The organism is Streptomyces sp. NPDC048461 (assembly GCF_055587105.1).
The window spans coordinates 247,387-273,817 of the sequence record NZ_JBVJGW010000003.1 but is presented as its reverse complement, the minus strand read 5'-3'; the positions used below and the strand labels follow the sequence as shown (position 1 = coordinate 273,817).

Annotated in this window: 23 protein-coding genes; 6 read left to right on the top strand and 17 right to left on the bottom strand. The window is 72.4% G+C overall.

Features of this window, described 5'->3' with window-relative positions; genetic code table 11:
- Positions 1–27 precede the first annotated feature (27 nt).
- Complete coding sequence (locus ACZ6S8_RS06805) at positions 28–822, top strand: DsbA family protein (protein WP_469453147.1); 795 nt, start codon at positions 28–30, stop codon at positions 820–822.
- Between the two features lie 96 nt (positions 823–918).
- A complete protein-coding gene (locus ACZ6S8_RS06800; RefSeq protein ID WP_469453145.1) occupies positions 919–2,592 on the top strand; it encodes an alkaline phosphatase D family protein in 1,674 nt (557 codons plus the stop codon).
- An 89-nt stretch (positions 2,593–2,681) separates the two neighbouring features.
- Here the strand turns inward: ACZ6S8_RS06800 and ACZ6S8_RS06795 are convergent, their stop codons facing one another.
- Positions 2,682–3,251: a dienelactone hydrolase family protein gene (locus tag ACZ6S8_RS06795; RefSeq protein ID WP_469453143.1), complete on the bottom strand. Its 570-nt coding sequence runs from the start codon at positions 3,249–3,251 to the stop codon at positions 2,682–2,684.
- 55 nt (positions 3,252–3,306) lie between these two features.
- On the opposite strand from ACZ6S8_RS06795, the gene ACZ6S8_RS06790 reads away from it, so the two are divergent.
- Positions 3,307–4,392 carry a mechanosensitive ion channel family protein gene (locus tag ACZ6S8_RS06790; protein WP_469453583.1) on the top strand — a complete coding sequence of 362 codons (1,086 nt, stop codon included), beginning with the start codon at positions 3,307–3,309 and terminating at the stop codon, positions 4,390–4,392.
- Between the two features lie 76 nt (positions 4,393–4,468).
- On the opposite strand, the gene ACZ6S8_RS06785 is transcribed toward ACZ6S8_RS06790, so the two are convergent.
- Both ACZ6S8_RS06785 and ACZ6S8_RS06780 read right to left on the bottom strand, forming a co-directional pair.
- The gene (locus ACZ6S8_RS06785; RefSeq protein ID WP_469453141.1) at positions 4,469–5,854 is read right to left on the bottom strand and encodes a sensor histidine kinase; all 1,386 of its coding nucleotides are present in this window, start codon (positions 5,852–5,854) and stop codon (positions 4,469–4,471) included.
- Positions 5,851–6,516 (bottom strand): response regulator transcription factor, encoded by a 666-nt coding sequence (locus ACZ6S8_RS06780; protein ID WP_469453581.1) that lies wholly within the window; start codon positions 6,514–6,516, stop codon positions 5,851–5,853. The genes ACZ6S8_RS06785 and ACZ6S8_RS06780 overlap by 4 nt, the downstream gene beginning before the upstream one ends.
- Before the next feature lie 148 nt (positions 6,517–6,664).
- On the opposite strand from ACZ6S8_RS06780, the gene ACZ6S8_RS06775 reads away from it, so the two are divergent.
- Both ACZ6S8_RS06775 and ACZ6S8_RS06770 read left to right on the top strand, forming a co-directional pair.
- Positions 6,665–7,855, top strand: a complete 1,191-nt coding sequence (locus ACZ6S8_RS06775) for a UDP-N-acetylglucosamine--N-acetylmuramyl-(pentapeptide) pyrophosphoryl-undecaprenol N-acetylglucosamine transferase (protein ID WP_469453138.1) — start codon at positions 6,665–6,667, stop codon at positions 7,853–7,855.
- A complete protein-coding gene (locus tag ACZ6S8_RS06770; RefSeq protein WP_469453136.1) occupies positions 7,852–8,847 on the top strand; it encodes an SDR family NAD(P)-dependent oxidoreductase in 996 nt (331 codons plus the stop codon). Before ACZ6S8_RS06775 ends, ACZ6S8_RS06770 begins: the two co-directional genes overlap by 4 nt.
- Before the next feature lie 63 nt (positions 8,848–8,910).
- On the opposite strand, the gene ACZ6S8_RS06765 is transcribed toward ACZ6S8_RS06770, so the two are convergent.
- From ACZ6S8_RS06765 to ACZ6S8_RS06745, 5 genes are all read right to left on the bottom strand, one after another.
- Entirely contained in the window at positions 8,911–10,503 is a 1,593-nt protein-coding gene (locus ACZ6S8_RS06765; protein ID WP_469453134.1) for a Na+/H+ antiporter, read from the bottom strand.
- 126 nt (positions 10,504–10,629) lie between these two features.
- Positions 10,630–11,058 carry a GNAT family N-acetyltransferase gene (locus ACZ6S8_RS06760; RefSeq protein WP_469453579.1) on the bottom strand — a complete coding sequence of 143 codons (429 nt, stop codon included), beginning with the start codon at positions 11,056–11,058 and terminating at the stop codon, positions 10,630–10,632.
- 38 nt (positions 11,059–11,096) lie between these two features.
- Positions 11,097–12,038, bottom strand: coding sequence for an RluA family pseudouridine synthase (locus tag ACZ6S8_RS06755; RefSeq protein WP_469453133.1), 942 nt, complete (start codon positions 12,036–12,038; stop codon positions 11,097–11,099).
- 53 nt (positions 12,039–12,091) lie between these two features.
- Entirely contained in the window at positions 12,092–12,634 is a 543-nt protein-coding gene (gene lspA / locus ACZ6S8_RS06750) for a signal peptidase II (RefSeq protein WP_469453577.1), read from the bottom strand.
- A gap of 200 nt (positions 12,635–12,834) precedes the next feature.
- Complete coding sequence (locus ACZ6S8_RS06745; RefSeq protein ID WP_469453132.1) at positions 12,835–13,647, bottom strand: TraR/DksA family transcriptional regulator; 813 nt, start codon at positions 13,645–13,647, stop codon at positions 12,835–12,837.
- A gap of 595 nt (positions 13,648–14,242) precedes the next feature.
- Between ACZ6S8_RS06745 and ileS the strand changes: the two genes are divergently transcribed.
- Positions 14,243–17,389: an isoleucine--tRNA ligase gene (gene ileS, locus ACZ6S8_RS06740; RefSeq protein ID WP_469453130.1), complete on the top strand. Its 3,147-nt coding sequence runs from the start codon at positions 14,243–14,245 to the stop codon at positions 17,387–17,389.
- Between the two features lie 321 nt (positions 17,390–17,710).
- Here the strand turns inward: ileS and ACZ6S8_RS06735 are convergent, their stop codons facing one another.
- From ACZ6S8_RS06735 to ftsW, 9 genes are all read right to left on the bottom strand, one after another.
- Positions 17,711–18,943 carry a DivIVA domain-containing protein gene (locus ACZ6S8_RS06735; RefSeq protein ID WP_469453129.1) on the bottom strand — a complete coding sequence of 411 codons (1,233 nt, stop codon included), beginning with the start codon at positions 18,941–18,943 and terminating at the stop codon, positions 17,711–17,713.
- 82 nt (positions 18,944–19,025) lie between these two features.
- On the bottom strand, positions 19,026–19,322 hold the full coding sequence (locus ACZ6S8_RS06730; RefSeq protein ID WP_030155988.1) for a YggT family protein: 297 nt from the start codon (positions 19,320–19,322) through the stop codon (positions 19,026–19,028).
- Positions 19,323–19,382: 60 nt separating this feature from the next.
- Positions 19,383–20,000: a cell division protein SepF gene (locus ACZ6S8_RS06725; protein WP_386521952.1), complete on the bottom strand. Its 618-nt coding sequence runs from the start codon at positions 19,998–20,000 to the stop codon at positions 19,383–19,385.
- A gap of 149 nt (positions 20,001–20,149) precedes the next feature.
- Complete coding sequence (locus tag ACZ6S8_RS06720) at positions 20,150–20,869, bottom strand: YggS family pyridoxal phosphate-dependent enzyme (RefSeq protein WP_469453127.1); 720 nt, start codon at positions 20,867–20,869, stop codon at positions 20,150–20,152.
- Positions 20,870–21,583 carry a peptidoglycan editing factor PgeF gene (gene pgeF, locus ACZ6S8_RS06715; protein WP_469453575.1) on the bottom strand — a complete coding sequence of 238 codons (714 nt, stop codon included), beginning with the start codon at positions 21,581–21,583 and terminating at the stop codon, positions 20,870–20,872.
- A gap of 17 nt (positions 21,584–21,600) precedes the next feature.
- Positions 21,601–22,806, bottom strand: coding sequence for a cell division protein FtsZ (gene ftsZ / locus ACZ6S8_RS06710; protein WP_267720922.1), 1,206 nt, complete (start codon positions 22,804–22,806; stop codon positions 21,601–21,603).
- Between the two features lie 279 nt (positions 22,807–23,085).
- Complete coding sequence (locus ACZ6S8_RS06705) at positions 23,086–23,931, bottom strand: cell division protein FtsQ/DivIB (RefSeq protein ID WP_469453125.1); 846 nt, start codon at positions 23,929–23,931, stop codon at positions 23,086–23,088.
- 32 nt (positions 23,932–23,963) lie between these two features.
- Positions 23,964–25,058 carry an undecaprenyldiphospho-muramoylpentapeptide beta-N-acetylglucosaminyltransferase gene (murG, locus tag ACZ6S8_RS06700; RefSeq protein WP_383924068.1) on the bottom strand — a complete coding sequence of 365 codons (1,095 nt, stop codon included), beginning with the start codon at positions 25,056–25,058 and terminating at the stop codon, positions 23,964–23,966.
- 6 nt (positions 25,059–25,064) lie between these two features.
- Positions 25,065–26,426 (bottom strand): putative lipid II flippase FtsW, encoded by a 1,362-nt coding sequence (gene ftsW, locus ACZ6S8_RS06695; protein ID WP_469453123.1) that lies wholly within the window; start codon positions 26,424–26,426, stop codon positions 25,065–25,067.
- Positions 26,427–26,431 lie beyond the last annotated feature (5 nt).

Genomic DNA, 26,431 nt, shown 5'->3' with positions numbered 1-26,431 from the left:
ATCACGTCGCATTCCACGGAGATCACCATGAGTTCACGCAACAGCCAGGCGAACAAGGCGGCGGCCCGCGAGCGGCTCCGCGCCGAGCGCGAGGCCCAGGCGAAGAAGGACAAGGTGCGCCGCCAGCTGGTCGTGGGCGGCGCCGTCCTCGCCGTCCTCGCCATAGCCGGCGGCATCGGCTACGCGGTCGTGCAGTCCTCCAAGCCCGGCTACTGGGAGAAGGCGGCGAAGGCCGACCTGATCAAGCCGAAGAACACCGAGGGCGAGGACGGCACCACGGTCGTCGTCGGCAAGCCCGAGGCGAAGAAGACCCTGGAGCTGTACGAGGACTCCCGCTGCCCGGCGTGCGCCTCGTTCGAGCAGGCCGTCGGCGAGCAGGTCAAGAAGGACGTCGACGCCGGCAAGTACAAGCTGCAGTACTTCGGCGCCACGTTCATCGACAACGCGGTCAAGGGCGAGGGCTCGAAGAACGCGCTGAGCGCCCTGGGCGCGGCGCTGAACGTCAGCCCGGAGGCCTTCCTCGACTACAAGGCGGCGCTCTACTCCAAGGAACTGCACCCCGAGGAGACCGTCGACAGCTTCGCCAAGGACGACTACCTGCTGAAGGTCGCGGACACGGTTCCGGCGCTCAAGGGCAACGCCGAGTTCAAGAAGGCCGTCGAGGACGGCACCTACGACCGGTGGGCGCTGAAGATGTCCGAGGCGTTCGGCAAGTCCGGCGTGACGGGCACCCCGACGCTGAAGATGGACGGCAAGAAGATCGAGACCCCGGCCACGGGCGACGCGTTCACCGCGGCGATCGACAAGGCCCTGGCAGGCTGATTTCGGCCAACGGGCGGGCGGACTCCTGGAGTTCGCCCGCTCTTTGCGTTCCGAGGGATGTACGGAGGGTCATACCCGCCAGTAACATGATCATCCGTGACCAGTCATCTCCCTTCCTCCGCGCCCTCTTCCACGGGCGTACCCGCTCCGCGCCGCCGTACGGTCGTGCTGGCCGCGGCCGCCACGGCCGCACTCGCCCCGATCGCCTCGCTGGGCGCCTCCGCGGCCCATGCCGCCGAGAGCGCGCCCGCGTTCCTCCACGGCGTCGCCTCCGGCGACCCGCTGCCCGACGGGGTCCTGCTGTGGACCCGCGTCACCCCCACCGCCGAGGCCGTGCCCGGCTCCGGCCTCGGCCCCGCCGTGCAGGTGCGCTGGGAGGTGGCCGCGGACAGGGCCTTCTCCCGGATCGTCGCCTCCGGCACCGTCGCCGCGAGCGCCGCCTCCGACCACACCGTCAAGGTGGACGTGCGCGGCCTGAGCCCGCAGACCCCGTACTGGTACCGGTTCTCCGCCGGCTCCGCCGTCTCCCCCGCCGGTCGCACCCTGACCACCGCGGCCGCCGGGACGACGACCGCCGGGGTCCGCTTCGGCGTGGTCTCCTGCGCGAACTGGGAGTCCGGCTACTTCTCCGCCTACCGCCACCTGGCCGCCCGCGCCGACCTGGACGCGGTCCTGCACCTGGGCGACTACATCTACGAGTACGCCGCGGGGGGCTACCCGGAGGCCAAGTACACCGTCCGCCCGCACGAGCCGCGGCACGAGATCGTCTCGCTCGCCGACTACCGCACCCGGCACGGGAAGTACAAGACCGACCCCGACCTCCAGGCGCTGCACCAGGCACACCCGGTCGTCGCGATCTGGGACGACCACGAGTTCGCCAACGACGCCTGGGCGGGCGGCGCGGAGAACCACACTCCGGGCGCCGAGGGCGCGTGGGCGGCCCGCGCGGCCGCCGCCAAGCAGGCGTACTTCGAGTGGATGCCCGTACGCGCCTCCATCGCGGGCACCGTCTACCGCCGGCTGCGCTTCGGCACCCTCGCCGACCTGCACCTCCTCGACCTGCGGTCCTTCCGCTCCCAGCAGGTCAAGGTCGGCAGCGGCTCGGTGGACGACCCGGAGCGCACCCTCACGGGACGGGCCCAGCTGGACTGGCTCAAGGCGGGCCTCGCCGGCTCGGACGCGACCTGGAAGCTGGTCGGCACCTCCGTGATGATCTCCCCGGTGGCCTTCGGCTCGCTGCCCGCGCACCTGCTGAAGCCGCTCGCCAAGCTGCTGGGCCTGCCCGAGGGCGGCCTCGCCGTCAACGTGGACCAGTGGGACGGCTACACGGACGACCGCAAGGAGCTGCTGGGTCACCTGAAGGACCGGAACGTCAGGAACACCGTGTTCCTGACCGGCGACATCCACATGGCCTGGGCGAACGAGGTCCCGGTGAACATGGCGACCTACCCGGGCTCGGGGACGGCCGCGACCGAGTTCGTGGTGACCTCCGTGACCTCGGACAACCTCGACGACATCCTGCACGTCCCGGCGGACACCGCCTCGCTGGTCGCCGAGTCGGCGGTCAAGGCCGCCAACTGGCACGTGAAGTGGCTCGACATGGACGCGCACGGCTACGGCGTGCTCGACGTGACGGCCGAGCGGTCGCAGATGGACTACTACGTGGTCTCCGACAAGCGCCGGCCGGACGCCTCGGCCGCGTGGTCGCGCTCGTACCGGACCCTGAACGGGACCCAGACGGTGGAGCGGGTGCACCAGCCGGTGCGCTGACCGGCCGTCGGACGCGCGCGGGGGCGGGGTGCCCGGCCGGGGTGCCCCGCCCGGCCCGGCCGGGCCCCCGCGCGGCGCCGCGCACCCCCCTACAGGGTGTCGAGGAAGCCGATCGCGACCTTCCAGGTCTGCTCGGCGGCCTCGGCGTCGTAGTCGTCCAGGCCCGCGTCGGTGAACAGGTGCCCGGCGCCCGGGTAGCTGTGGACCTCCACGTCGGCCCCGGCCCGCCGCATCCGCAGATACCAGGCCGTCAGCCAGTCGTGCGGCTCGAACGGGTCCGGGTCGGCGATGTGCAGCTGTACGGGCAGCTCGTCGACCGAGGCGTCCGCCTCCAGGTCCGCCGTGCCGTGCAGGAGCAGCAGCCCGCGCGCCTTCTCGTCGGCCAGGGCCAGGTGCTGGGCGACCGAGCCGCCGAAGGAGAACCCCGCGTAGACCAGGCCGCGGTCGGAGAAGGGGGCCGAGGCCAGCACCGCGCGCTTGAGCAGCTCGTCGCGGCCGATCTCGTCCTGGTGTGCCATGCCCTCCTCGACGGTTCCGAAGGTGCGCCCCTCGAAGAGGTCCGGGACCTGGACCTCGTGCCCGGCCGCGCGCAGCCGGTCGGCCGCCTCGTGGACCGCGGGCCGCAGCCCGTACGTCGAATGGAAGAGCATGATGTTCATGACTCCATCGTGCCAGTTTCCGGGGACGGCTTCCGGTTACGTTCACGTCATGGAGATGGAGACCTTGCTGCGCCCCCTGATCGTCATCGGCGGCTCGCTGCTGATCACCCTGCTCGCGGGGTGGCTGCTCGACCGGCTGCTGCGACGCATCGACCGACGGCACCCGGAGACCCCCCTGTGGGGGCTGCTGCGGCGTTGCCGGGCGCCGTTCCAGGTCGTGCTGTGCACCGCGCTGCTCCGGGGTTCCTACCGGTCGGCGGGGCTCCTTCCCGAGTACGCGTTCTACATCGGACGGATCCTCACCCTGGTGACGATCGCCTCCGCGGCCTGGCTGACCGTGCGGATCGCGACGGCCGCGGTGGACTCCACGTACGCCCGCTACGCCGCGGTGGCCCAGGACGACGCCCGGGTCCGCCGCGTGCGGACCCAGGTGACGCTGATCCAGCGGGTGGTCACGGCGGTGGTCGTCGTGGTCGCCCTCGCGGCCATGCTGCTGACCTTCCCGCCGATGAAGGCCGTCGGCACCTCGATGCTGGCGTCCGCCGGCGTCCTCGGCATCGTGGCGGGCATCGCCGCCCAGTCCTCCCTGGGCAACCTCTTCGCCGGCCTGCAGATCGCCTTCGGCGACACCGTCCGCATCGGCGACACGGTGGTCGTCGACAAGGAGTGGGGCACGGTCGAGGAGATCACCCTGACCTTCCTGACCGTCCGCACCTGGGACGAGCGCCGGATCACGATGCCGGTCTCGTACTTCACGAGCAAGCCGTACGAGAACTGGTCGCGCGGCGGCGCCCAGATGACCGGCACCGTCTTCTGGCACCTCGACCACAGCGCGCCGGTCGACCTCATGCGGGAGCGGCTCCAGGATCTCGTGAAGGAGATCCCCGAGTGGGACGGCCGCGGCGCCGGCCTGGCGGTGACCGACACCACCCCGAACACTGTGCAGGTCCGCGCGGTCGTCACGGCGAAGAACGCCGACGACGTCTGGACCGTGCGTTGCGCGGTCCGCGAGCAGATGATCGCCTGGCTCGTCGCCTCCCACCCGTACGCCCTGCCCCGCGTCACGACCTCCGAGGCCGCCGCCGCCCCGGGCGCGACCCCTGCCGCACCGGCCGAGACCCCGGGGGCCGCCGGCGCGTGAGGACGGGGGCGGGGGCGGGCACGGCTCTCGCGTGCCCGCCCCCGCCTCACCTCGCCCCGTCCCGTCCCGCCCCGTCTCAGAAGGTCAGACGGAAGAGCGCCCCGCCCCCCGGGGCCGGCTCCGCCACCAGCTCCGCGCCGTGCGCCCGCGCGATCTGCCGGGCCATCGCCAGGCCGAGCCCCGACCCCGGCAGCGCCCGCGCGGCGCCGGCCCGGTAGAACCGGTCGAAGACGTACGGCAGGTCCTCGGCCGCGATCCCCCGCCCGTGGTCCCGGACCGTCACCTCCGGCCCGCCGGACGACGCCGTCAGCTCGACCTCCACCGGGAGCCCCGGCGGGCTGAACTTCGCCGCGTTGTCCAGCAGGTTCCCCAGCAGCCGGCTCAGCCGCGCCGGCACCCCGGGGACGACCGCGGCCTCCCCCGGCGCCTCCACCCGTACGCGCACCGGCACCGCCGGCCAGTGCGCCCGCGCCGTCTGCGCGCAGTGCTCCACCAGCGGCGCCAGCCGGACCTGCTCGACCAGCGGCTGCGGCTCCTCGTCCCGGGCCAGCTCGATCAGGTCGTTGACCAGCCCGGTCACCTCCCGGAGCTGGCGCCCCAGCGCGGCCGAGGCACGCTCCCGCTGCTCCGGGGTCAGCCGGTCGGCGCGGGCCAGCAGCTCCGCGTTGGTCCGCAGGGCCGTGAGCGGGGTCCGCAGCTCGTGCGAGGCGTCCGCGACCAGCCGGCGCTGTGCGGTGACGGACTGCTCCAGTTCCCCGAGCATCGTGTTGAAGCTCCCGGCCAGCCGGGTGATCTCGTCCTCCCGCCCCGGCGGCGGGAGTTCGATCCGGTGCCGCGGGTCCCGGGTGGCGGCGATCCGCTCGGCGGTGGCGGTGAGCCGGGTGACCGGGGCCAGCCCGGTCCGCGACACCCAGTACCCCAGCACCGCGGCGAGGAGCACCCCGGCCGCCGCCGTCAGGACGAGCCACCACGCGGCCTCCTCGATGCCGTCCTCGACGGTGTCGGCCCGCAGCGCCACCTGGAGCGCCCGGCCCCGGGCGTAGTCGGTGGTGAGCATCCGGGCGGGATGACCGGACACGGTGATCTGGGTGTAGTACGGGGCCCTGCGCCCCGCGGCGACCTCCCGCGCCGCCGGTTCCACCGGCAGCAGCCCCGGCGTACGGGGGTCCTTGGCCGGGTCGGCGGGCACCACCTCGGCGCACGCGGGAGCGGCCAGGAACCGGCACTCCCCGGCGAGGGTGCCCGGCGCGGCCCCCGGCTCCCGCTGGGCGGCGAGCCGGGCGGACTGCGTCAGGCTCAGGTCGAGCTGCTGGTAGAGGGCGGACCGTACGACGAGGAACGCGGCCGCGCACACCACCACCGCCACGAACGCCACGGCGGCGGTCACCGCCAGGGCCAGCCGGGTCCGCAGCGGCCGCCTGCGGCGCCAGGCCGCCCCGAGCCGGCGGCGGCCGCCGCTCACGCGAGGTCCAGCCGGTAGCCGACCCCGTGCACGGTGTGGACCAGCCGGGGCTCGCCCCCGGCCTCCAGCTTCCGGCGCAGGTACCCGACGTACACCGCGAGGGAGTTGGAGTCCGGCCCGAAGTCCCGTCCCCAGACCAGCTCCAGGATCAGCTCGCGCGGGAGCACCTGGCCGGGGTGGCGCAGCAGCAGTTCCAGGAGCGCGGCCTCGGTCCGGCTGAACTCCAGCGGCCGCCCGCCCCGGCGGCCGGTGCGGGTCGCGACGTCCAGGACCAGGTCGGCGAAGCCCGGGCAGCCGGCTCCCGCGGGCTCGGGCGCGGCCCGCCGCAGTAGCGCCCGTACCCGCGCGACCAGCTCGTCGAGCGCGAACGGCTTGACGAGGTAGTCGTCGGCCCCGGCGTCCAGTCCGTCGACGCGCTCGCTGACGGAGTCCAGCGCGGTGAGCACCAGGACGGGGGTCCGGTCGCCCATCGCGCGCAGCTGCCGGCAGACGCCCAGCCCGTCGAGCACCGGCATCATCACGTCCAGGACGAGGGCGTCGGGCTCCCAGGCCGCGACCTGCGACAGCGCGTCCAGGCCGTCGGCCGCGCCGCGCACCTCGTACCCCTCCACGGCCAGCCCGTCCTGGACGGCCGCCCTCACCTCGGGTTCGTCGTCGACCACGAGGATCCGCTGCCGGTCCGCGCCCCCGCCGTCCCCTGTGCTGCCCGTGCTGCCGGTACTGCCCGTGGAGCTCATGGGGCAAAGCCTGCCAAAACTGTCTGAGAGAACCTCTTAGAACCTTCTTAAGCCGCACCGGGAGTGTGCGGCCATGACCACACCACACACCCCAACGGCACTCTCCGTCGTGATCGGTGCGGGCGGCACCGGCGGGCACATCTATCCGGGACTCGCCCTCGCCGAGGCGCTGCGCGCGGCCGTCCCCGGCGCCGTGGTCTCGTTCATCGGGACCGAGCGGGGCCTGGAGACCGAGCTGATCCCGGGTGCCGGATACCGCCTGCACACCGTCGACATGATCCCCTTCGACCCGGCCCTGGGCGCGAAGCGGTACCTGCTGCCCGCGGCGCTGCTGAAGTCCGCGCACCAGGCCCGCTCCGTGATCCGGGCCCAGGGCGCGCACGCCGTCGTCGGCATGGGCGGCTACCCGAGCGCCCCCGCCGTGCTCGGGGCCCGGCTGGCCGGGGTGCCGGCGGTGATCCACGAGTCCAACGCGGTGCCCGGCCGCGCCAACCAGTTCGCCGCACGCCTCACCCCGCACGTGGCGGTGGCCTTCGACCGCAGCCGGCCCCATCTGGCGGGCGGGGCGCGGGCGCTGACCACCGGGATGCCGATCTCCGCGGCCCTGGCCGGGCTCGCCCGGCTCGGTGCACCGGACCGGGAGGCACTGCGCGCCGAGGCGCGGCGGGCCCTGGGGGTTCCCGGGGGCCGGCGGCTGGTGGTGTTCAACGGCGGCAGCCTGGGCGCCGTCCGCCTGACCCGGGCGGCGACGGGCCTGGCCGCGCTGTGGCAGGGCCGCGACGACGTGCAGCTGCTGGTCAAGACGGGCCCGGCGGCCCTGCCGGACGCGGCCGCCGACCTCGCGGCCACCGGCGGGGGGCGGATCGCGCGGGCCCTGCCCTACCTGGACCGGATGGACCTCGTCTACGCGGCCGCCGACCTGGTGGTGTGCCGCGCCGGTTCGGCGACGGTCGCCGAGCTCGCGGCGACCGGGGTGCCCGCCGTCCTGGTGCCCTACCCGTACGCCCCCGGCGACCACCAGACCCACAACGCCCGGGTGCTGTCCGACGCGGGCGCCGGGCTGCTGCTGCCCGACTCCGAGACCACCGCCGAACGCCTCGCCGGGCTCATCGGACCGCTGCTGGCCGATCCGGCCGGGCTGGCGGCGATGGCCGGCGCGGCCGACCCCGGCCCGCACGCGCGGGCCGCCGAACTGCTGGCCGCGGAGGTCCTCCGCGTCGCCGGCGCAGTCCCCACCCCCACCCCCCTCCTGGAGCGCATGTGAACAGCTGGACCGGCCGCACCGTCCTCGTCACCGGAGCCGAGGGCTTCATCGGCTCGACGCTGGTGGACCTGCTGGTGTCCCGGGGCGCGCGGGTGCGCGCCTTCGTGCACTACAAGCCGTACGCCGAGAAGGGCAACCTGGCCCGCCACCTCGCCGATCCGGGCGGCCCCGTCGAGATGTGGGCGGGCGACGTGCGCGACGCGGGCCGCGTCAGCGACGCGGTGGCGGGCTGCGACACCGTCTTCCACCTGGCGGCGCTCATCGGGATCCCGTACAGCTACGCCTCGCCCGGCGCGTACGTCCAGACCAACGTGACGGGCACGGAGAACGTGGCGGAGGCCTGCCGCCGGCACGCCGTGCGCCGCCTCGTGCACACCTCCACCAGCGAGGTCTACGGAACGGCCCTGACGGCGCCGATCTCCGAGAGCCACCCGCTGCAGCCGCAGTCGCCGTACTCCGCGTCGAAGATCGGCGCGGACATGACGGCGCTCTCCTTCCACCACGCCTTCGAGCTGCCGGTGACGGTGGTGCGGCCGTTCAACACCTACGGCCCCCGGCAGTCGGCGCGCGCCGTCATCCCGACGATCCTGTCCCAGCTGCACGCGGGCTCGCGGGAGATCCGGCTCGGCTCGCTCACCCCGACCCGCGACTTCACGTACGTGACCGACACGGCCGAGGGCTTCCTCGCCGTGGCGGAGTGCGACCGGGCGCTCGGTGAGGTGGTCAACCTCGGGACCGGCGAGGAGATCTCGGTCGGCGCCCTGGCCGAGGCGCTGATCACCGCGTCCGGCCGGGAGGCGGAGGTGGTCGTGGACCCGTCCCGGCTGCGTCCGGCGGGCAGCGAGGTGCAGCGCCTGCTGTCGGACAACTCCCGGGCCCGCGAATGGGCGGGCTGGCGGCCGCGGGTCTCCCTGGAGGAGGGGCTGCGCCGCACCTCGGAGTGGATCGCGGCGAACGGCTCCCTCTTCGCCCCGGACCGTTACGCGGTCTGACCGGCCGGGCGGGCCCCGGGGGCGGGCGGGGCTCCCGCCGCCGGGCCCCCGGCCGGACGCGTCCTACGGGTTCCGCAGGCTGCGCACGTCCAGGTGCCGCAGCACCCGGTCCACGACCTCCGGGTCGGATCCGGCCTCGCTGCGCGCGGCCAGCACCTCGTGCCGGGCGGCGGACATCATCTCGCGCTGGATCCGCTGGACGTCCCTGATCCGCTCGACCCGCTGCGCGTACGCCTCGCGGCGTTCCTCGTCCACCATGTCGGGGCTGATGCGGGCCCCGACGTCGTACGCCCGCCGGTACAGCGTCTCCACCAGGTCCTCCGGGAGCTCCTCCACCTCCTGGATCTCCTTCAGCCGCCGCTTGGCGGCCTTCGCCGCGCGGATCGCCAGCGCCCGCTCGGCGTCGCGGTCGGCGTCGGAGTCGGCCTCCACCCCCAGGCGCCGCACCAGCCACGGCAGGGTGAGCCCCTGCACCACGAGGGTGGCCATGATCACCGCGAAGGCGATGAAGACGATCTCGTCGCGCCCGGGGAACGGTTCGCCCGCGTCGGTCTCGAACGGGATGGCGAGGGCGAGGGCCACCGAGGCCACGCCCCGCATTCCAGCCCACCACATCACGACGCTCTCCCGCCAGCTCACCGGGATCTCCTCGTCGTAGTCGCGCCGCTTGTGCAGCTTCTGCGCGACCCAGCCGGCCGGCAGCAGCCATACCAGCCGTACGCCGATCACCACGGCGATCACGATGCCCGCCCAGCCGGCCATCTCCCAGGCGCGGCCCTGGGCGGTGCCGAACACGTTGTGGAGCTCCAGGCCGATCAGTCCGAACGCCACCCCCGTGACCAGCATGTCGACGACTTCCCAGAAGGTGTGCCCGGCGAGCCGCCCCAGGACGTCGTCGGCGTCGGACGCGTACTCGGCCAGGAACAGCGCCGTCGTCAGGACCGCCAGCACCCCCGAGCCCTGGAGTTCCTCCGCGACCACGTACGAGACGAAGGGCACCAGCAGCGTCAGGCCGATCTGCAGCGTGGCGTCGCCGAGCCTGCTCATCATGCGGTTGGTGATCCAGCCGAAGACGAGGCCGACGACGACGGCGACGACGGCGGACAGCACGAACTCGCCGAGCGCGTCGGGCCACGAGAAGCTGCCGCTGACAGCCGCGGCGATGGCCACGTGGTAGAGCACGATGGCGGTGACGTCGTTGAAGAGCCCCTCGCCCTCCAGGATCGACACCATGCGGCGGGGCAGGCCCAGCGAGCCGGCGACGGCGGTGGCGGCGACCGGGTCGGGCGGTGCGACGAGCGCGCCGAGCGCGACGGCGGCGGCGATCGGCAGCGCGGGCACGGCGGCGTACGCGACGGCGGCGACGGCGGCCGTCGTGACGAACACCAGGGCCACGGCCAGCAGCAGGATGGGCCGGACGTTGGCGGCGAACTGCCGCCAGGAGGTGCGCTGGACGGAGGCGTATAGCAGCGGCGGCAGCACCAGCGGCAGGATGTAGTCGGGCGGGACGTCGACGTTCGGCACGGCCGGCAGCAGGGCGAGGGCCACCCCGCCGATGGTCATGAGAACGGGTGAGGGCAGTCCGAGCCGGTCTCCGAGCGGGACGGTGACCACGGCCCCGAGCAACAGCACGAACAGCAGAGCTAGCTGATCCACTCCCCCACCCTGCCAGTCCGCCGCGCCCGGCGTGCCCGGCGGCCGCCTCCACCGGCCCGTGTCGGCGCCTCCAAAGGCCCGGAGGAAGCCGGGAGGAAGCCGGGAGGAAGCCGGGAGGAAGCCGGGTCAGCTCCCCACGAGGGGGCGCCGCATCGAGCGGTGGGGGATGCCCGCGTCGAGGAACTCCGGCCCGTACGCCGCGTACCCGAGCCGCTCGTAGAAGCCCAGCGCGTGCGTCTGCGCGCCCAGGTCGACGGCCGTCAGGCCCCGCCCGGCCGCCTCCGCCTCGATCGCGCGGACCAGCGCCACGCCCACGCCCAGCCCGCGCGCGGACGCGGTCACGGCGAGCCGGCCCAGCGAGCCGACGTCCTCGGACCCGGTCTTGGCCAGCGCGGCGGTTCCGTGCAGCAGCCGGCCCGTGCCCAGCGGTTCCCCGTCCGCGGCCACGGCGAGCAGGTGCACCGCGTCCGCGTCGTACGCGTCGTACTCGATCGACGGCGGCACGGACTGCTCCACCACGAACACCGCCGTCCGGACCGCGAAGCAGGCCGCCATGTCGGCCTCCCCCTCGGCGACGCGGACGGCGAAGGCGGTCACTCGCTCTCCGCCCGGATCACGTCCAGCGCGTGGCGCAGGTCGGCCGGGTAGGTGCTCTCGAACTCGACCCACTGGCCGTCCGAGGGGTGCTCGAAGCCGAGCCGGACCGCGTGCAGCCACTGCCGGGTGAGCCCCAGGCGCTTGGCGACGGTCGGGTCGGCGCCGTAGGTCAGGTCGCCGACGCACGGGTGGCGGTGGGCGGCCATGTGCACGCGGATCTGGTGCGTGCGCCCCGTCTCCAGCTTGATGTCCAGCAGCGAGGCGGCCCGGAAGGCCTCGATCAGGTCGTAGTGGGTGACGGAGGGCTTGCCCTCCTGGGTCACGGCCCACTTGTAGTCGGCGCTGGGGTGGCGGCCGATCGGCGCGTCGATGGTGCCGCTCATCGGGTCCGGGTGGCCCTGGACCAGCGCGTGGTAGCGCTTGTCGACGACGCGCTCGCGGAACTGGTTCTTGAGCGAGGTGTAGGCCCGCTCCGACTTCGCGACGGCCATCAGGCCGGAGGTGCCGACGTCGAGCCGGTGCACGATGCCCTGGCGCTCGGCGGCACCGGAGGTGGAGATGCGGTAGCCGGCGGCGGCGAGGCCGCCGATGACGGTGGTGCCGGTCCAGCCGGGGCTCGGGTGGGCGGCGACGCCCACCGGCTTCATGATGACGACGATGTCGTCGTCGTCATGGACGATCTCCATGCCCGGGACGGGCTCGGCGATCACCTCGACGGGCCGCGGCGGGGCGGGCATCTCGACTTCGAGCCAGGCGCCACCGTGCACACGCTCGGACTTCCCGACGACACTGCCGTCGACCGACACCTTTCCCGCGGCCGCGAGTTCGGCCGCCTTCGTCCGGGAGAAACCGAACATACGGGCGATGGCGGCGTCGACGCGCTCGCCCTCGAGGCCATCGGGAACGGGCAGGGTTCGGATCTCGGGAATCGTACTCACCTGTCGAGTATGCAGGACTCGGCAGACGGGCCGTCCCGCGAGCGGCCCGGCGGTCAGTCCTTGTGGACGGTGCCGTCCGGGTCCAGACCCCGGAACGACAGCAGCACGATCAGGATGCCTCCGCACACGATCGCCGAGTCCGCGAGGTTGAAGACCGCGAAGTGCGCCGGTGCGATGAAGTCGACGACCGCCCCGCGGAACACGCCCGGCGAGCGGAAGATCCGGTCGGTCAGGTTGCCCAGGGCGCCGCCCAGCAGCAGGCCCAGCGCGATCGCCCACGGCAGGCTGTAGAGCTTGCGGGCCAGCCGCACGATCACGACGATCACACCGGCCGCGATGCAGGTGAAGATGATCGTGAAGGCCTCGCCGAAGCCGAAGGCGGCGCCCGGGTTGCGGACCGCCTCGAACTTGAGCAGGTCGCCGATGATCTCGATCGGCGGCTGGTGCTCCAGCTTCGCCACGACGAGCAGCTTGCTGCCGAGGTCCAGCACGTAGGCGAGCACCGCCACGACGAGCAGTGCCACGATCCGCCGATGCCCCCTGGGCGCGGCGGACTCCGGCTGGGAGTCGTCCCCGACCTCCGGCGTACCGATGATGCGCTCCGCCTCTGCCACGTGAGTCCCTCGAACTAGCTCGAACCAGGTTGCGACACAGCTCCGCCAGGTTCCTGGACCCTGACCGAACACGAGGGTACGTCAGGGCACCCTCCCGGCGCCCTCCCGGCGCCCGCTCGCCCTGCGCCCGCCCCGCCGCGCGGACGCCTCCGGGAGGGGGCCGGGACGCGCCTCGGTGACGCTCAGTGCCGCCGTTCCTGCTTCTGCTTGCAGTCCACGCACAGGGTGGCCCGGGGGAAGGCCTGCATCCTGGCCTTGCCGATGGGCTGCCCGCAGTTCTCGCAGAGGCCGTAGGTGCCCGCCTCCAGCCGCTCCAGGGCCCGCTCGGTCTGCTCCAGCATCGAGGTGGCGTTCGCCGCGAGGGCCAGCTCGGACTCCCGGGTGATGTTCTTGGTGCCCGTGTCGGCCTGGTCGTCGCCCGCGCCGTCGCCGGAGTCCCGCATCAGCCCGGAGATGGCCGCCTCGGAGGCGTCCAGTTCGGCGCGCAGCCGCAGCACCTCGCTCATCAGCTCGGTGCGGGCCTCGTCGACCTCGCCCTGCGTCCAGGGGTCCTCGCCGGGCCGTACGGCGAGCTCGCCCGGCGCGGTGATCTCGGTGACGCGCGTCTTCGGCAGCCCGCTGGTGGCGGCCTCCGCCGTCTTCCTCGCCGTACCGGTGCTCTTCTTGGCAACCACTTTGCGGACTCCCGTCTTCTTCGCGGCATGCGCCGCCCCCTCGGTCGCGGCCGCCTTGGCCGTGGCCTTCCGCTTCTCGACGGCACCCGTCTCCTCGGCGGCGTCCGCGTCACCGGCCGTGGCCGGGGGCGCGGACGTCTTCCCCGCGGTCGCCTTCGTGGCGGCGGCGGTCTTCCGGGCCGCGGGCTTGCGGGCCGCGGTCTTCTTCCCGGCCGGAGCCGCGTCCTCGGCCGCCGCAGCCTTCTCGGCGGCCCTTTTGGCTGTACTCCCGGCGGTCTTCTTCGCCACCATGGCCGCGGCCCCTTCACATACTGTGATCATTGCTCGCGAATCGTGCCGGAACGATAAATCGACTCCGGCCCCGCGGCAACGGGAGCGGGCTCCTTCGTGGCCGACCTGAAACCGTTGTGCCCGCCCGGAAGCCCGGTAATCCGCCCCTCATGCCCCTCGGGACCCCGTACCGGCGCGTCGGCCCGTCCGGGTCACGCGGCCGGCTCCCCGGGCCCCCGCACCACCCCCGTGCGGCACCCGCTCCCGGCGCACCCGCGGCGCCGGCCCGGGCGGCCGCCCCGCGCGCCCCGGCAAAACCGGTCGGCCGACCTCGCCCCCGGCCCGTACACTGGCCCCAGCGAGAGGCATGGATGGGGACGAGTAGCGTCGGACGCAGCCAGGAGCGACCCGGGGACGGTGAGAGCCCGGGGGCGAGCGCGACGTGAAGGATCACCCCGGAGCCGCCGGAAGAAAGCCCGTACGCAGCCCCCCGGGCCCGCGTACGGCGAGTAGAACCGGCTTCGCACCCCAATGAGGGGGCCGTCGGACGTGTCCGGTGGCCAAGGAGGGTGGTACCGCGGGAGCCGTGACGGCCCTCGTCCCTCCGGACGGAAGTGACATCCCGCCGGAGGAAGAGTTCAGCCTCATGACCACACCGCCGCAGTACCGCCCGGTACCCGCCCAGGTCGACCTGCCCGCCCTCGAACACGCCGTCCTCGACTTCTGGCGCGAGAGCAAGACCTTCGCCAAGACCCTGGAGCAGTCCGAGGGCCGCCCCGAGTGGGTCTTCTACGAGGGCCCGCCCACCGCGAACGGCATGCCCGGCGCGCACCACATCGAGGCCCGCGTCTTCAAGGACGTCTTCCCCCGGTTCCGCACCATGCGCGGCTACCACGTGGCCCGCAAGGCCGGCTGGGACTGTCACGGCCTGCCCGTCGAGCTCGCCGTCGAGAAGGAACTCGGCTTCAACGGCAAGCAGGACATCGAGGCGTACGGCATCGCCGAGTTCAACGCCAAGTGCCGCGAGTCCGTGACCCGCCACACCGACGCGTTCACCGAGCTCACGACCCGCATGGGCTACTGGGTCGACCTGGACGACGCCTACCGGACCATGGACCCCGAGTACGTCGAGTCCGTGTGGTGGTCGCTGAAGGAGATCTTCAACAAGGGCCTGCTCACCCAGGACCACCGCGTCGCCCCCTGGTGCCCCCGCTGCGGCACCGGCCTCTCGGACCACGAGCTGGCCCAGGGCTACGAGACGGTCGTCGACCCCTCGGTCTACGTCCGCTTCCCGCTGACCTCCGGCCCGCTCGCGGGCGAGGCGGCCCTGCTGGTGTGGACGACGACCCCCTGGACCCTGGTGTCCAACACCGCCGTCGCGGCGCACCCGGAGGTCCGCTACGTCGTGGCCACCGACGGCACCGAGAAGGTCGTCGTCGCCGAGCCGCTGCTGGAGAAGTCCCTCGGCGAGGGCTGGACGGCCACCGGCGCGTCCTTCACCGGCAAGGAGATGGAGCGCTGGACCTACCAGCGCCCGTTCGAGCTGGTCGAGTTCCCGGAGCCGGCGCACTACGTCGTCAACGCCGAGTACGTCACGACCGAGGACGGCACCGGTCTCGTCCACCAGTCCCCCGCCTTCGGCGCCGACGACCTCGCGGTCTGCCGCGCGTACGGGCTGCCCGTCGTGAACCCGGTCCGCCCCGACGGCACCTTCGAGGAGGACGTCCCGCTCGTCGGCGGCGTCTTCTTCAAGAAGGCCGACGAGAAGCTGACCGCCGACCTCGACGCGCGCGGCCTGCTCTTCAAGCACATCGCGTACGAGCACAGCTACCCGCACTGCTGGCGCTGCCACACGGCGCTGCTGTACTACGCGCAGCCGTCCTGGTACGTCCGCACCACCGCCGTCAAGGACGCGATGCTGCGGGAGAACGAGAAGACCAACTGGTTCCCGGACTCCGTCAAGCAGGGCCGCTTCGGCGACTGGCTCAACAACAACATCGACTGGGCGCTGTCCCGCAACCGCTACTGGGGCACCCCCCTGCCGATCTGGCGCTGCGAGGATAACCACCTCACCTGCGTCGGCTCCCGCGCCGAGCTGACCGAGCTGACGGGCACCGACCAGTCGGCGCTGGACCCGCACCGGCCGTACATCGACGACGTCACCTTCACCTGCACCCACGAGGGCTGCGCGCTGGAGGCCGTGCGCGTCCCGGAGGTCATCGACGCCTGGTACGACTCGGGTTCGATGCCGTTCGCGCAGTGGGGCTACCCGTACAAGAACAAGGAGGTCTTCGAGAAGCGCTATCCGGCGCAGTTCATCTCGGAGGCCATCGACCAGACCCGCGGGTGGTTCTACACCCTCATGGCGGTCGGCACCCTCGTCTTCGACAAGTCCGCGTACGAGAACGTGGTCTGCCTCGGCCACATCCTCGCCGAGGACGGCCGCAAGATGTCCAAGCACCTGGGCAACATCCTCCAGCCCATCCCGCTGATGGACCAGCACGGCGCGGACGCCGTCCGCTGGTTCATGGCGGCGGGCGGCTCCCCGTGGGCGGCGCGCCGCGTCGGCCACGGCACGATCCAGGAGGTCGTGCGCAAGACCCTCCTCACGTACTGGAACACGGTGGCCTTCCAGGCGCTGTACGCCCGTACGTCGAACTGGGCCCCGTCCGCGGCCGACCCGGCGCCGGCCGACCGCACGGTGCTCGACCGGTGGCTGCTGTCCGAACTGCACACCCTCGTCGCCGAGGTGACGGAGGCGATGGAGTCGTACGACACCCAGCGCGCCGGCAAGCTGCTGTCCGCGTTCGTGGACGACCTCTCCAACTGGTACGTCCGCCGCTCGCGCCGCCGCTTCTGGCAGGGTGACGCGGCCGCGCTGCGCACGCTCCACGACGTGGTGGAGACGGTGACCCGCCTGATGGCCCCGCTGACCCCCTTCATCACGGAGCGGGTCTGGCAGGACATGATCGTCCCGGTCACCCCGGAGGCGCCGGAGTCGGTGCACCTCAGCTCCTGGCCGGAGTCGGACGCCGCGCAGATCGACCCCGAGCTCTCCCGGCACATGCAGCTGGTGCGCCGCCTGGTCGAGCTGGGCCGCGCCACCCGCGCGGAGTCGGGCGTGAAGACCCGTCAGCCGCTGTCGCGCGCGCTGGTCGGGGTCACGGGCTTCGACGCCCTGTCCCCCGAGCTGCGGTCCCAGATCACGGAGGAGCTGAACGTCTCCTCCCTGGCCTCCCTCTCGGAGGTCGGCGGGTCCCTGGTGGACACGACGGCGAAGGCCAACTTCCGGGCCCTGGGCAAGCGCTTCGGCAAGGGCGTGCAGGACGTGGCGAAGGCGGTGGCCGCCGCCGACGCGGCGGCGCTGTCGCTGGCCCTGCGCTCCGGCTCCGCCGAGGTCGAGGTGAACGGCGAGACGGTGGCCCTCACCCCGGAGGAGGTCATCATCACGGAGACCCCGCGCGAGGGCTGGTCGGTCGCCTCCGACTCCGGGGCGACGGTCGCCCTGGACCTGGAGATCACCCCCGAGCTGCGGCTCGCGGGCCTGGCCCGTGACGCGATCCGCCTGATCCAGGAGGCCCGCAAGAACTCCGGCCTGGACGTGGCGGACCGGATCGCCCTGCGGTGGTCCTCGCCGGACGCGGAGGTCGTGACGGCGCTGACCGATCACGCGGCCCTGATCTCGGACGAGGTCCTGGCCGTGGACTTCGCCGCGGGCGAGGCGGACGCCGCGTACGGCGACCCCTTCACGGACGAGTCCCTGTCCCTGACGTTCCGCCTGCGCAAGGCGTAACCCCTCCCACCCGAGCGGCCCGTACCCCCTCCGAGGGGGTACGGGCCGCTCCCCTTTCCCGGGTTCCCCCGAGGCCCCGGTCCGCCGCGCGCCTCGACCGCCGCCCGAGCCCACGGACGGGGACTCCGCCCCGTGTTCAGCCCCGCCGGCGTTTGAGGCGCGGGGTCTGGGGCGGAGCCCCGGGGCGGTGGCCCGCACCCTCCCGACGGCACCAGTCCCCGCACCGGCGCCACCGGCACACGCCAAACGGGCCGGGCCCGGTGCCCCCGAAGGGGAACCGGGCCCGGCCCGTGAAGCGACTGCCGACGCCGAACGCGGCGCCTAGTTGTCGTCCTCGTCGATCAGGAAGCCCCGCATGGGAGACGGCGCCTGCATCGGCTGCGGCGCGGCCGGCCGCACCGGAGCCATCGGCTGGGTCATCGCCGGGGACATCTGCTGCTGGTTGCCGCCGTAGGACGGGGCACCCATCGGGGAGGGACCGCCCATGGGGGACGGACCGCCCATCGACGGGCCTCCCATGGAGTGGCCCATCGCACCGGCCGGAGCCATCGAGGGCGACGGCGACGGCGGCAGCGAGGGGGCACCCGGGTTGCGCGGCGGGGCCAGCGAGTCGTCGGCCTGGGTCTCCAGCTGACGCAGCTGGGACTCCAGGTAGGACTTCAGACGCGTGCGGTACTCGCGCTCGAAGCCGCGCAGGTCCTCGACCTTGCGCTCCAGCGTGGCGCGGGCGGACTCCAGGGAGCCCATCGCGACGCGGTGCTTCTCCTGCGCGTCCCGCTCCAGCGCGTCGGCCTTGGCGCGGGCGTCCCGCTCCAGACCCTCGGCGCGCGACCGGGCCTCGCCGACGATCTTGTTGGCCTCGGAACGGGCCTCCGCGATCGCCTGGTCGGCGGTCTGCTGCGCCAGCGACAGGACGCGGGCGGCGCTGTCGCCACCGGGGCTCTGCTGCGGGAGCTGCGGGGGCTGCTGCTGGTGCATCGGCTGGCCCATGGGCTGCATCTGCTGCCCCATCGGCTGCATCTGCTGCCCCATGGGCTGCATCTGCTGGCCCATCGGCTGGCCGAGCGGGTTCTGGCCGCCCATCGACTGCTGCTGCTGCTGTTGCTGCTGCTGCTGCAGCGACTGCTGGCCCATGCCCTGCGGTCCACCCATGGGGTGCTGCTGCATGGGGCCGCCCATCGGGCCCGGACCCTGCGGTCCGTTCCCGCCGGGGCCCGGCGGCAGCTGCGGCTGGCCGCCCGGCAGCTGGGGCGGGCCCATCTGGGGCTGCTGCTGCTGCTGCGGCGGGCCGGATATGGCCGCGGGCACGGGGGCGCCGGGGCCTCGCTGGTCCTGGGGTTCCGGCTTCCGCATGCCCTGCTGCTGCTGGTTCTGCGCGGCGGCACGCGTGGCGGCGGCCAGCTTCGCGCGCAGGTCCTCGTTCTCGCGCAGCAGGCGCGTCAGTTCGGACTCGACCTCGTCGAGGAAGGCATCGACCTCGTCCTCGTCATAGCCTTCTCGGAGGCGGACGGTCGTGAACTGCTTGTTCCGCACGTCCTCGGGGGTCAGCGGCATGTCTTCTTCACCTCTACGTAGTCGTCGGCAGTCGGCAAGACCGTATCGGGACTGTCCCCGCGCCTGCGGGGGAGCACATCGTTCACACGCTTCTCGCAGCGGTGCTCACGAAACTGATGAGGATGTAAACGATGATCATCAGAACGAAGAAGGACAGGTCGAGTGCCACGCCCCCGAGACGCAACGGCGGGATGAAACGCCGAAGAAGCTTGAGCGGTGGATCGGTGACAGTGTAGGTGGCCTCCAAAACGACCACCATCGCCTTGCCGGGTGTCCATGAACGTGCGAACTGGAACACGTAGTCCATGACCAGCCGGAAGATCAGCACGATGAGGAAGCACATCAGCGCGATGTAGACGACCTGTAGTGCGACACCCATCCCGCGCTTCCCTCTCCCCTGCTTCCGCTCTGTTCCCGGTCCCGTATCTGACGGATCGGTCTAGCTTTGGTTGAAGAACCCGCCCTCCGCGATGCGGGCCTTGTCCTCCGCCGTGACATCGACGTTAGCAGGCGACAGCAGGAACACCTTCTGTGTCACGCGTTCAATGCTGCCGTGCAGGCCGAAGACGAGACCGGCTGCGAAGTCGACGAGACGCTTCGCATCCGTGTCGTCCATCTCCGTGAGATTCATGATCACCGGAGTGCCCTCACGGAAGTGTTCCCCGATGGTACGGGCCTCGTTGTAGGTCCGGGGGTGCAGCGTCGTGATGCGGTACGGCTCCCGCTCGGAGACGACCTTGGGCATGATCACGGGGGCGTTCTTCTCCAGGTTCGAGCGATCGGGTGTGATGGATGCCACGGGGGCGATTCGCGCAGGACGTCCGTTTTCAACCGGAATTGGGATGGGTTCCCGCTGCGCCGGTGGCTGTGCGACTCGTACCGGTTCGTCCGATACGGGCGCTTGGTGAACTGGCTGCTGTCGGCGGTCCCGCTCGCGGGCGCGCTCGGGTTCCGGCTCGGGCTCGAACTCGTCGTCGGGGTCGTACCCCGGGTTGTCGTACCGGTCGTCCTCCACGAGGCCGAGGTAGACCGCCATCTTGCGCATCGCGCCGGCCATTCTCTGAGTCCTCCGCTCTGTGGTGGATCGCCCTGTCGCAGGTGCCGCCGTGTCACGAATGTCACCAACTGCCCGCGATCCACGTGGTCTGCCCGCCCATCAGCGGGAATGACCATATTTTCTGCTGTGGTCCGACTTTCTTCGCGACGTTACCCGAGCCGGGGTCTCGCGCCGAGTACCGCAGTGCCGACGCGTACATGTGTCGCACCGGCCGCCACGGCCTGTTCCAGGTCCGCGCTCATCCCCGCCGAGACCATCGTGGCAGTCGGATGGTCCGCGCGCAGCCGGGATGACAATTCCACCAGCCGCTCGAAAGCGGCCTGTTCGCGTCCCGCGTACGGACCGGTCAGCGGGGCGACGGTCATCAGCCCGTCGATCCGCAGTCCGGGCGAACCGGCCACGAGGTCCGCCAACTCCGCGAGCTGCTCCGGTGCGGCGCCCCCGCGGGCCCCCCGTCCGCCCGACTCGGCATCGAGGGCGACCTGCACGAGGCAGCCGATCTCCCGGCCCGCGTTCGCGGCGGCCGCGGACAGGGCCGTCACGAGCTTCGGCCGGTCGACCGACTGCACCAGGTGCGCGTATCCCGCCACGGAACGGACTTTGTTGGTCTGCAACTGGCCGACGAAGTGCCAGGTGAGCGGCAGGTCCGCGCAGGCCTCGGCCTTGGGGGCCGCGTCCTGGTCGCGATTCTCCGCCACATGACGGACACCCAGGTCCGCCAGCAGCCGTACGTCACTCGCGGGGTAGGTCTTGGTGACCACGATGAGGGTCACCTCGTCCCGCCCGCGCCCCGCCGCCGCGCAGGCGGACGCGATACGTTCCTGCACCCGCGCCAGGTTCTCGGCGAGCTCCGACTCACGGTCCGTCATTTATTGGTCCAACCAGACATATCCGGCAAGCCGCCCGGTCACCCGGTCGCGGCGGTACGAGAAGTGGTCCCGCGACTCCAGTGTGCAGACCGGGGATCGGCGACTCTCCATCACCCCCGCCTCCGCGAGCTGGGCGTGGACTCCGGCGACCACGTCGACGGCCGGCGTACCCCAGCTCGTCTCGGCCCGGGCGGCCGGGACCACGGCGGCGACGTCCTCCCGCATCCCGGCCGGCACCTCGTAGCAACGGCCGCAGACGGCGGGTCCGGTGCGGGCGGTGATCCGCCCCGGCTCGGCGCCGAGGGCCACCATCGCCTCGACGGCGGCGGGCACCACCCCGGCGACCAGCCCGGGCCGCCCGGCGTGCGCGGCCCCCACGACCCCGGCGACGGGGTCGGCCAGCAGGACCGGAGTGCAGTCGGCGGTGAGCACGGCGAGGGCGAGCCCCCGACGGGCGGTCACCACCGCGTCCACGCAGGGGATGTCCGTACCGGCCCCCCACGGTCCGTCGACGACCGCGACGTCCCGCCCGTGCACCTGGTTCATCCAGACCACCCGGTCCGGCTCGATGCCCAGGGACCCCGCCGCCCGGGCCCGGTTCGCCAGAACGGCGGCAGGGTCGTCTCCGACCGCGCCGCCGAGGTTGAGCTCTTCGTACGGAACGGCGCTCACTCCGCCCCACCGGTCGGTGAAGGCGAAGTGGGCGCCGCCCACGTGGTGCTGCTCCGATGTCACTTCAAGAAGTCCGGGACATCCAGTTCCTCGGCCGGGCTGTCCTGGTACGGCCGGGCCGTCGGGACCTGCGGCGCGGGGGCCTGGACCTCGACCGGGGCCGGCTCGACCGGGGCCGGGGGCTCTTCGCGCGGGGTGACCGAGCCGAGGCCGCCGAAGGCCGGACGGACCGGCTCCGCCGAGCGGACCGGCGCGGGGGCCGGCTCCTCGCGCTTGGTGGACGCGGCGCCGATGACGTTGTCCCGGCGGGCCGGGGGCTGTCCGCCGTCGAACCCGGCCGCGATGACGGTGACCCGCACCTCGTCGCCGAGCGCGTCGTCGATGACGGCACCGAAGATGATGTTCGCCTCGGGGTGCGCGGCCTCGCTCACCAGCTGCGCGGCCTCGTTGATCTCGAAGAGACCGAGGTCCGAGCCGCCGGAGATGGAGAGCAGCACGCCGCGGGCGCCGTCGATGGACGCCTCCAGCAGCGGCGAGGAGATCGCCATCTCGGCCGCGGCCACCGCGCGGTCGTCGCCGCGGGCCGAGCCGATGCCCATGAGGGCCGAGCCGGCCTCGGACATCACGGACTTGACGTCGGCGAAGTCGAGGTTGATCAGACCCGGGGTGGTGATGAGGTCGGTGATGCCCTGGACGCCCGACAGCAGGACCTGGTCCGCCGACTTGAAGGCGTCCAGCACGCTGACCTGGCGGTCCGAGATGGACAGCAGCCGGTCGTTGGGGATGACGATGAGGGTGTCGACCTCTTCGCGGAGCTCGGCGATGCCGTCCTCCGCCTGGTTCGCCCGGCGCCTGCCCTCGAAGGTGAACGGGCGGGTGACCACGCCGATCGTCAGGGCGCCCAGCGAGCGCGCGATGTTGGCGACGACGGGTGCGCCGCCGGTGCCGGTGCCGCCGCCCTCACCGGCGGTGACGAAGACCATGTCGGCCCCCTTGAGGACCTCCTCGATCTCCTCGCGGTGGTCCTCTGCCGCCTTGCGACCGACGGCCGGATTGGCGCCGGCGCCGAGGCCCCGGGTGAGTTCGCGGCCGACGTCGAGCTTGACGTCGGCGTCGCTCATCAACAGCGCCTGGGCGTCCGTGTTGATGGCGATGAACTCGACGCCCTTGAGACCGACCTCGATCATTCGGTTGATGGCATTGACACCACCGCCGCCGACACCGATGACCTTGATGACTGCGAGGTAGTTCTGCGGTGCTGCCACGTCGAAGGCCTCTCGCCTCGAGTTACGTGTCGCCGCCTCGCGGGCCTGCGTTGCGACGACTGATGCCGAAATAGGGACGGTTCGAACGCGCCGACCCGAACCCTCACCCTGAAGTTTAGGGTTAGGGGTGTGTCTGTTCCTTGGACTCTTCCGAACAGGACACTAAGTCGACAAGTAGCGCGTGTTCAACGAACACGCCGAACCTCCCGTTTTTCTTTTCACCCTATGTGATCACCCGTATCGCTGGCCAACCAGGGTGCGTCGGTGTTGGACCCGACGTCAACTCCCGGACACCGCAGGGGCGGTGGGGACGCTCACGTCGAAGTGATCGGCCTTGGGCGCGGCTTTCAGCAAAGCGGTCAACGCACGCCCCTTCGCGTCACTCTGTTCACCGCTCCCCCAGGCCACGGTGCGCCCCCGGGTCAGCTCCAGCAGGACCGAGTCGTAGGAACCCACCTTGACCTGCAGGGTCTCCTTGGCGACCGGTCCGGGGAGCGATCCGGCGACGAGCACGGCCTCGTGGAGCAGCCGCTCCTCGTCGAAGCGGCGGGCGCTCGGCGACCCCGAGGCGTTCAATTCCAGCACGGGAACGCCCTCCGGTGCTTTCGGAACCGTGTCGAATCGCACACCCGAAGCGTCCACTTCCACGAAGTCGGCGCCCTTTTTGATGAGCAGGACCGGTTTGCGTTCCGTCACTTTCAGCCCGATTCCGTGCGGCCAGGCCCGTACGACATCGACCGAATCGATACGGGGCAGGCGGCCCCTGACGCGGTTTTCGATCTCGTCGGTGTCCACGCTCACCAGGGGCGCGCCGACCGGCACCGCCGCCGCGGCCAGGACCTGCTCGGGCGTGAGCACGTCCGTGCCGGCGGCGGTGACCTTCTCGACGCGGAGCCAGGAGGAGCCGTAGAGCACCCAGGTGACGCCCCCGGCGAGGAGCACCGCGGCCGCCAGGGCGGCCAGTACGGGGCCCCGGCGCAGACGTCCGCCGGGGCCCCGCGGGCCGGTCCTCTGCGACGGCGCGGGGGGCTTCGGGGGCCCGGGGCGCCCGGGAGAGCCGGGGCCCTTGCGGGAGGGCCCGCCAGAACCCGGTGTGCCGCGCTGTGCGGTGCTCGCTCCGGCCACTCCTGTGCCTCCTGCGTCTGTGCGTTCCCGCCTCAGCGGGCCCGGTGTGCCGCGATCGCCTCGTACACCATGCCGACCAGCAGCTCGTCGGCGTCCCGGCGGCCGAACTCGCCGGCGGCGCGGGACATCTCGTACAGGCGGTGCGGGTCGGACAGCACCGGGAGGACCTGGCCGAGCACCCACTCGGGCGTCAGCTCCGCGTCGTCCACGAGCAGGCCGCCTCCGGCCTTGACCACCGGCTGGGCGTTGAGCCGCTGTTCGCCGTTGCCGATCGGCAACGGGACGTAGGCGGCCGGGAGCCCGACGGCGGACAGTTCGGCGACGGTCATCGCACCCGCGCGGCACAGCATCATGTCGGCGGCGGCGTACGCGAGGTCCATCCGGTCCACGTACGGTACCGGCACATAAGGCGGCATCCCGGGCATGTTGTCGACACGCGGCAGTTCGTTCTTCGGGCCCACCGCGTGCAGGATCTGGATCCCGGAGCGCTGGAGGGTCGGGGCGACCGCCTGGATCACCTCGTTGAGGCGGCGGGCGCCCTGCGAGCCGCCGGAGACGAGCAGCGTCGGCAGGTTGGGGTCCAGGCCGAACGCGGCGCGCGCCTCGGGCCGTACGGCGGCCCGGTCGAGGGTGGAGATCGTGCGGCGCAGCGGGATCCCGACGTAGCGGGCGCCGCGCAGCTTGCTGTCGGGGGTGGAGACCGCGACGGCGTGCGCGTACCGGGAGCCGATCTTGTTGGCCAGTCCGGGCCGGGCGTTGGCCTCGTGGACGATGATCGGCACCCCGAGCCGCTTGGCCGCGAGGTAGCCGGGCAGCGCCACGTAGCCGCCGAAGCCGACGACGCAGTCGGCCTTGGTGCGCAGGAGGATCTCCTCCGCGGCCTTGATGGTGCCGCGCAGCCGCCCGGGGACCGTGATCAGTTCCGGGGTGGGCTTGCGGGGCAGCGGTACGGCGGGGATCAGGCCCAGCTCGTAGCCGCGTTCCGGCACCAGGCGGGTTTCCAGTCCGCGCTCCGTGCCGAGGGCGGTGATGCCCACTGAAGGGTCCTGCCTGCGCAGGGCGTCCGCGAGGGCGAGCGCCGGCTCGATGTGGCCGGCGGTCCCCCCACCGGCGAGTACGACATGCACCGAAATTCACCGCTCTCCGGACGGACGCTTCTTGACGCGCCGTCTCATCGATTTCCATCTCACCCCGGTCCGCCGCCAGCCGCTCTTCGGCTGCCGCATCGCGAGGGCCGCGCGCGCCGCCGGCTCCTCCCGCGCGAACGCGATGAGCAGTCCGACCGCGAACATCGTCGGCAGCAAGGCCGACCCCCCGTAGGAGAACAGCGGGAGCGGGACTCCGGCGATCGGCAGCAGGCCGAGCACCGCACCGATGTTGATCACGGCTTGCGCCGTGATCCAGGTGGTCACGCCTCCCGCGGCAAACCGTACGAAGGAGTCCTCCGTGCGTCCGGCCACGCGGATACCCGCATAGCCTAGGGCCGCGAACAGGGCGAGTACCGACAGCGTGCCCGCCAGACCCAGTTCCTCCCCGGTGATGGCGAAGATGAAGTCCGTGTGGGCTTCGGGTAGTTGTCCCCATTTTTCCACGCTGGCCCCGAGGCCGGAACCGAACCAGCCGCCCGAGGCGAGGGCGTAGATCCCGTGCACGGCCTGCCAGCAAAGGTCGTTCTTGCCCGGTTCTGTCGCGCCGAGGCACGACAGCCGGTCCATGCGGTGCGGGCTCGTCTTGATCAGAAGTGCGACGATCACACCCGCGAACGCCAGCACCCCCACGAACAGCCGCGTCGGGGCGCCCGCGAGCCACAGCAGGCCGAACAGGATGGCGCCGAGGATCATCGCGGTGCCCATGTCCCCGCCGAGCATGATCAGTCCGAGCAGCAGGAACGCCACCGGGACCAGCGGCACCAGCAGGTGCTTCCACTGGCTCAACAGGCCCTTGTCGCCCTTGCGCGCGAGCAGGTCGGCGCCCCACAGGATCAGTGCCAGCTTGCCGAACTCACTGGGCTGCAGCATGAACGGACCGCCGAGGGAGATCCAGTTCTGGTTGCCGTTGATCGACACCCCTATCCCGGGAACCTGGACCAGGGCCATCAGGAAGAGCGTGCCGGCGAGCACCGGATAGGACAGCGCCCGGTGGAGCTTGACCGGCATCCGGGAGGCGGCGAGCAGCAGGCAGCCGCCGATCAGGGCGGCCAGGAACTGCTTCTTGAAGAAGTACGCGTCACCGAGGCCGAGCTGCAGCGCCTTGATCATGGAGGCCGAGTAGACCATCACGAGGCCGAGCACGGTGATGAGCAGCGAGCTGCCGAAGATCAGGTAATACGCGGTGAGGGGACGGTCCCACGCCTTGCGCACCTGCTCCTGCGTGCGCCGGAACCGGGCCAGCGGCCCGCGCCCGGCGGGCCGCCGGGCGCCCGGCGCCGGGCGCTTGCGGCCCTGCGCCCTCGCGGCGGACGGCCGCCGCCCCGGAAGCATCTGCTTGGCCGGCATCTGTG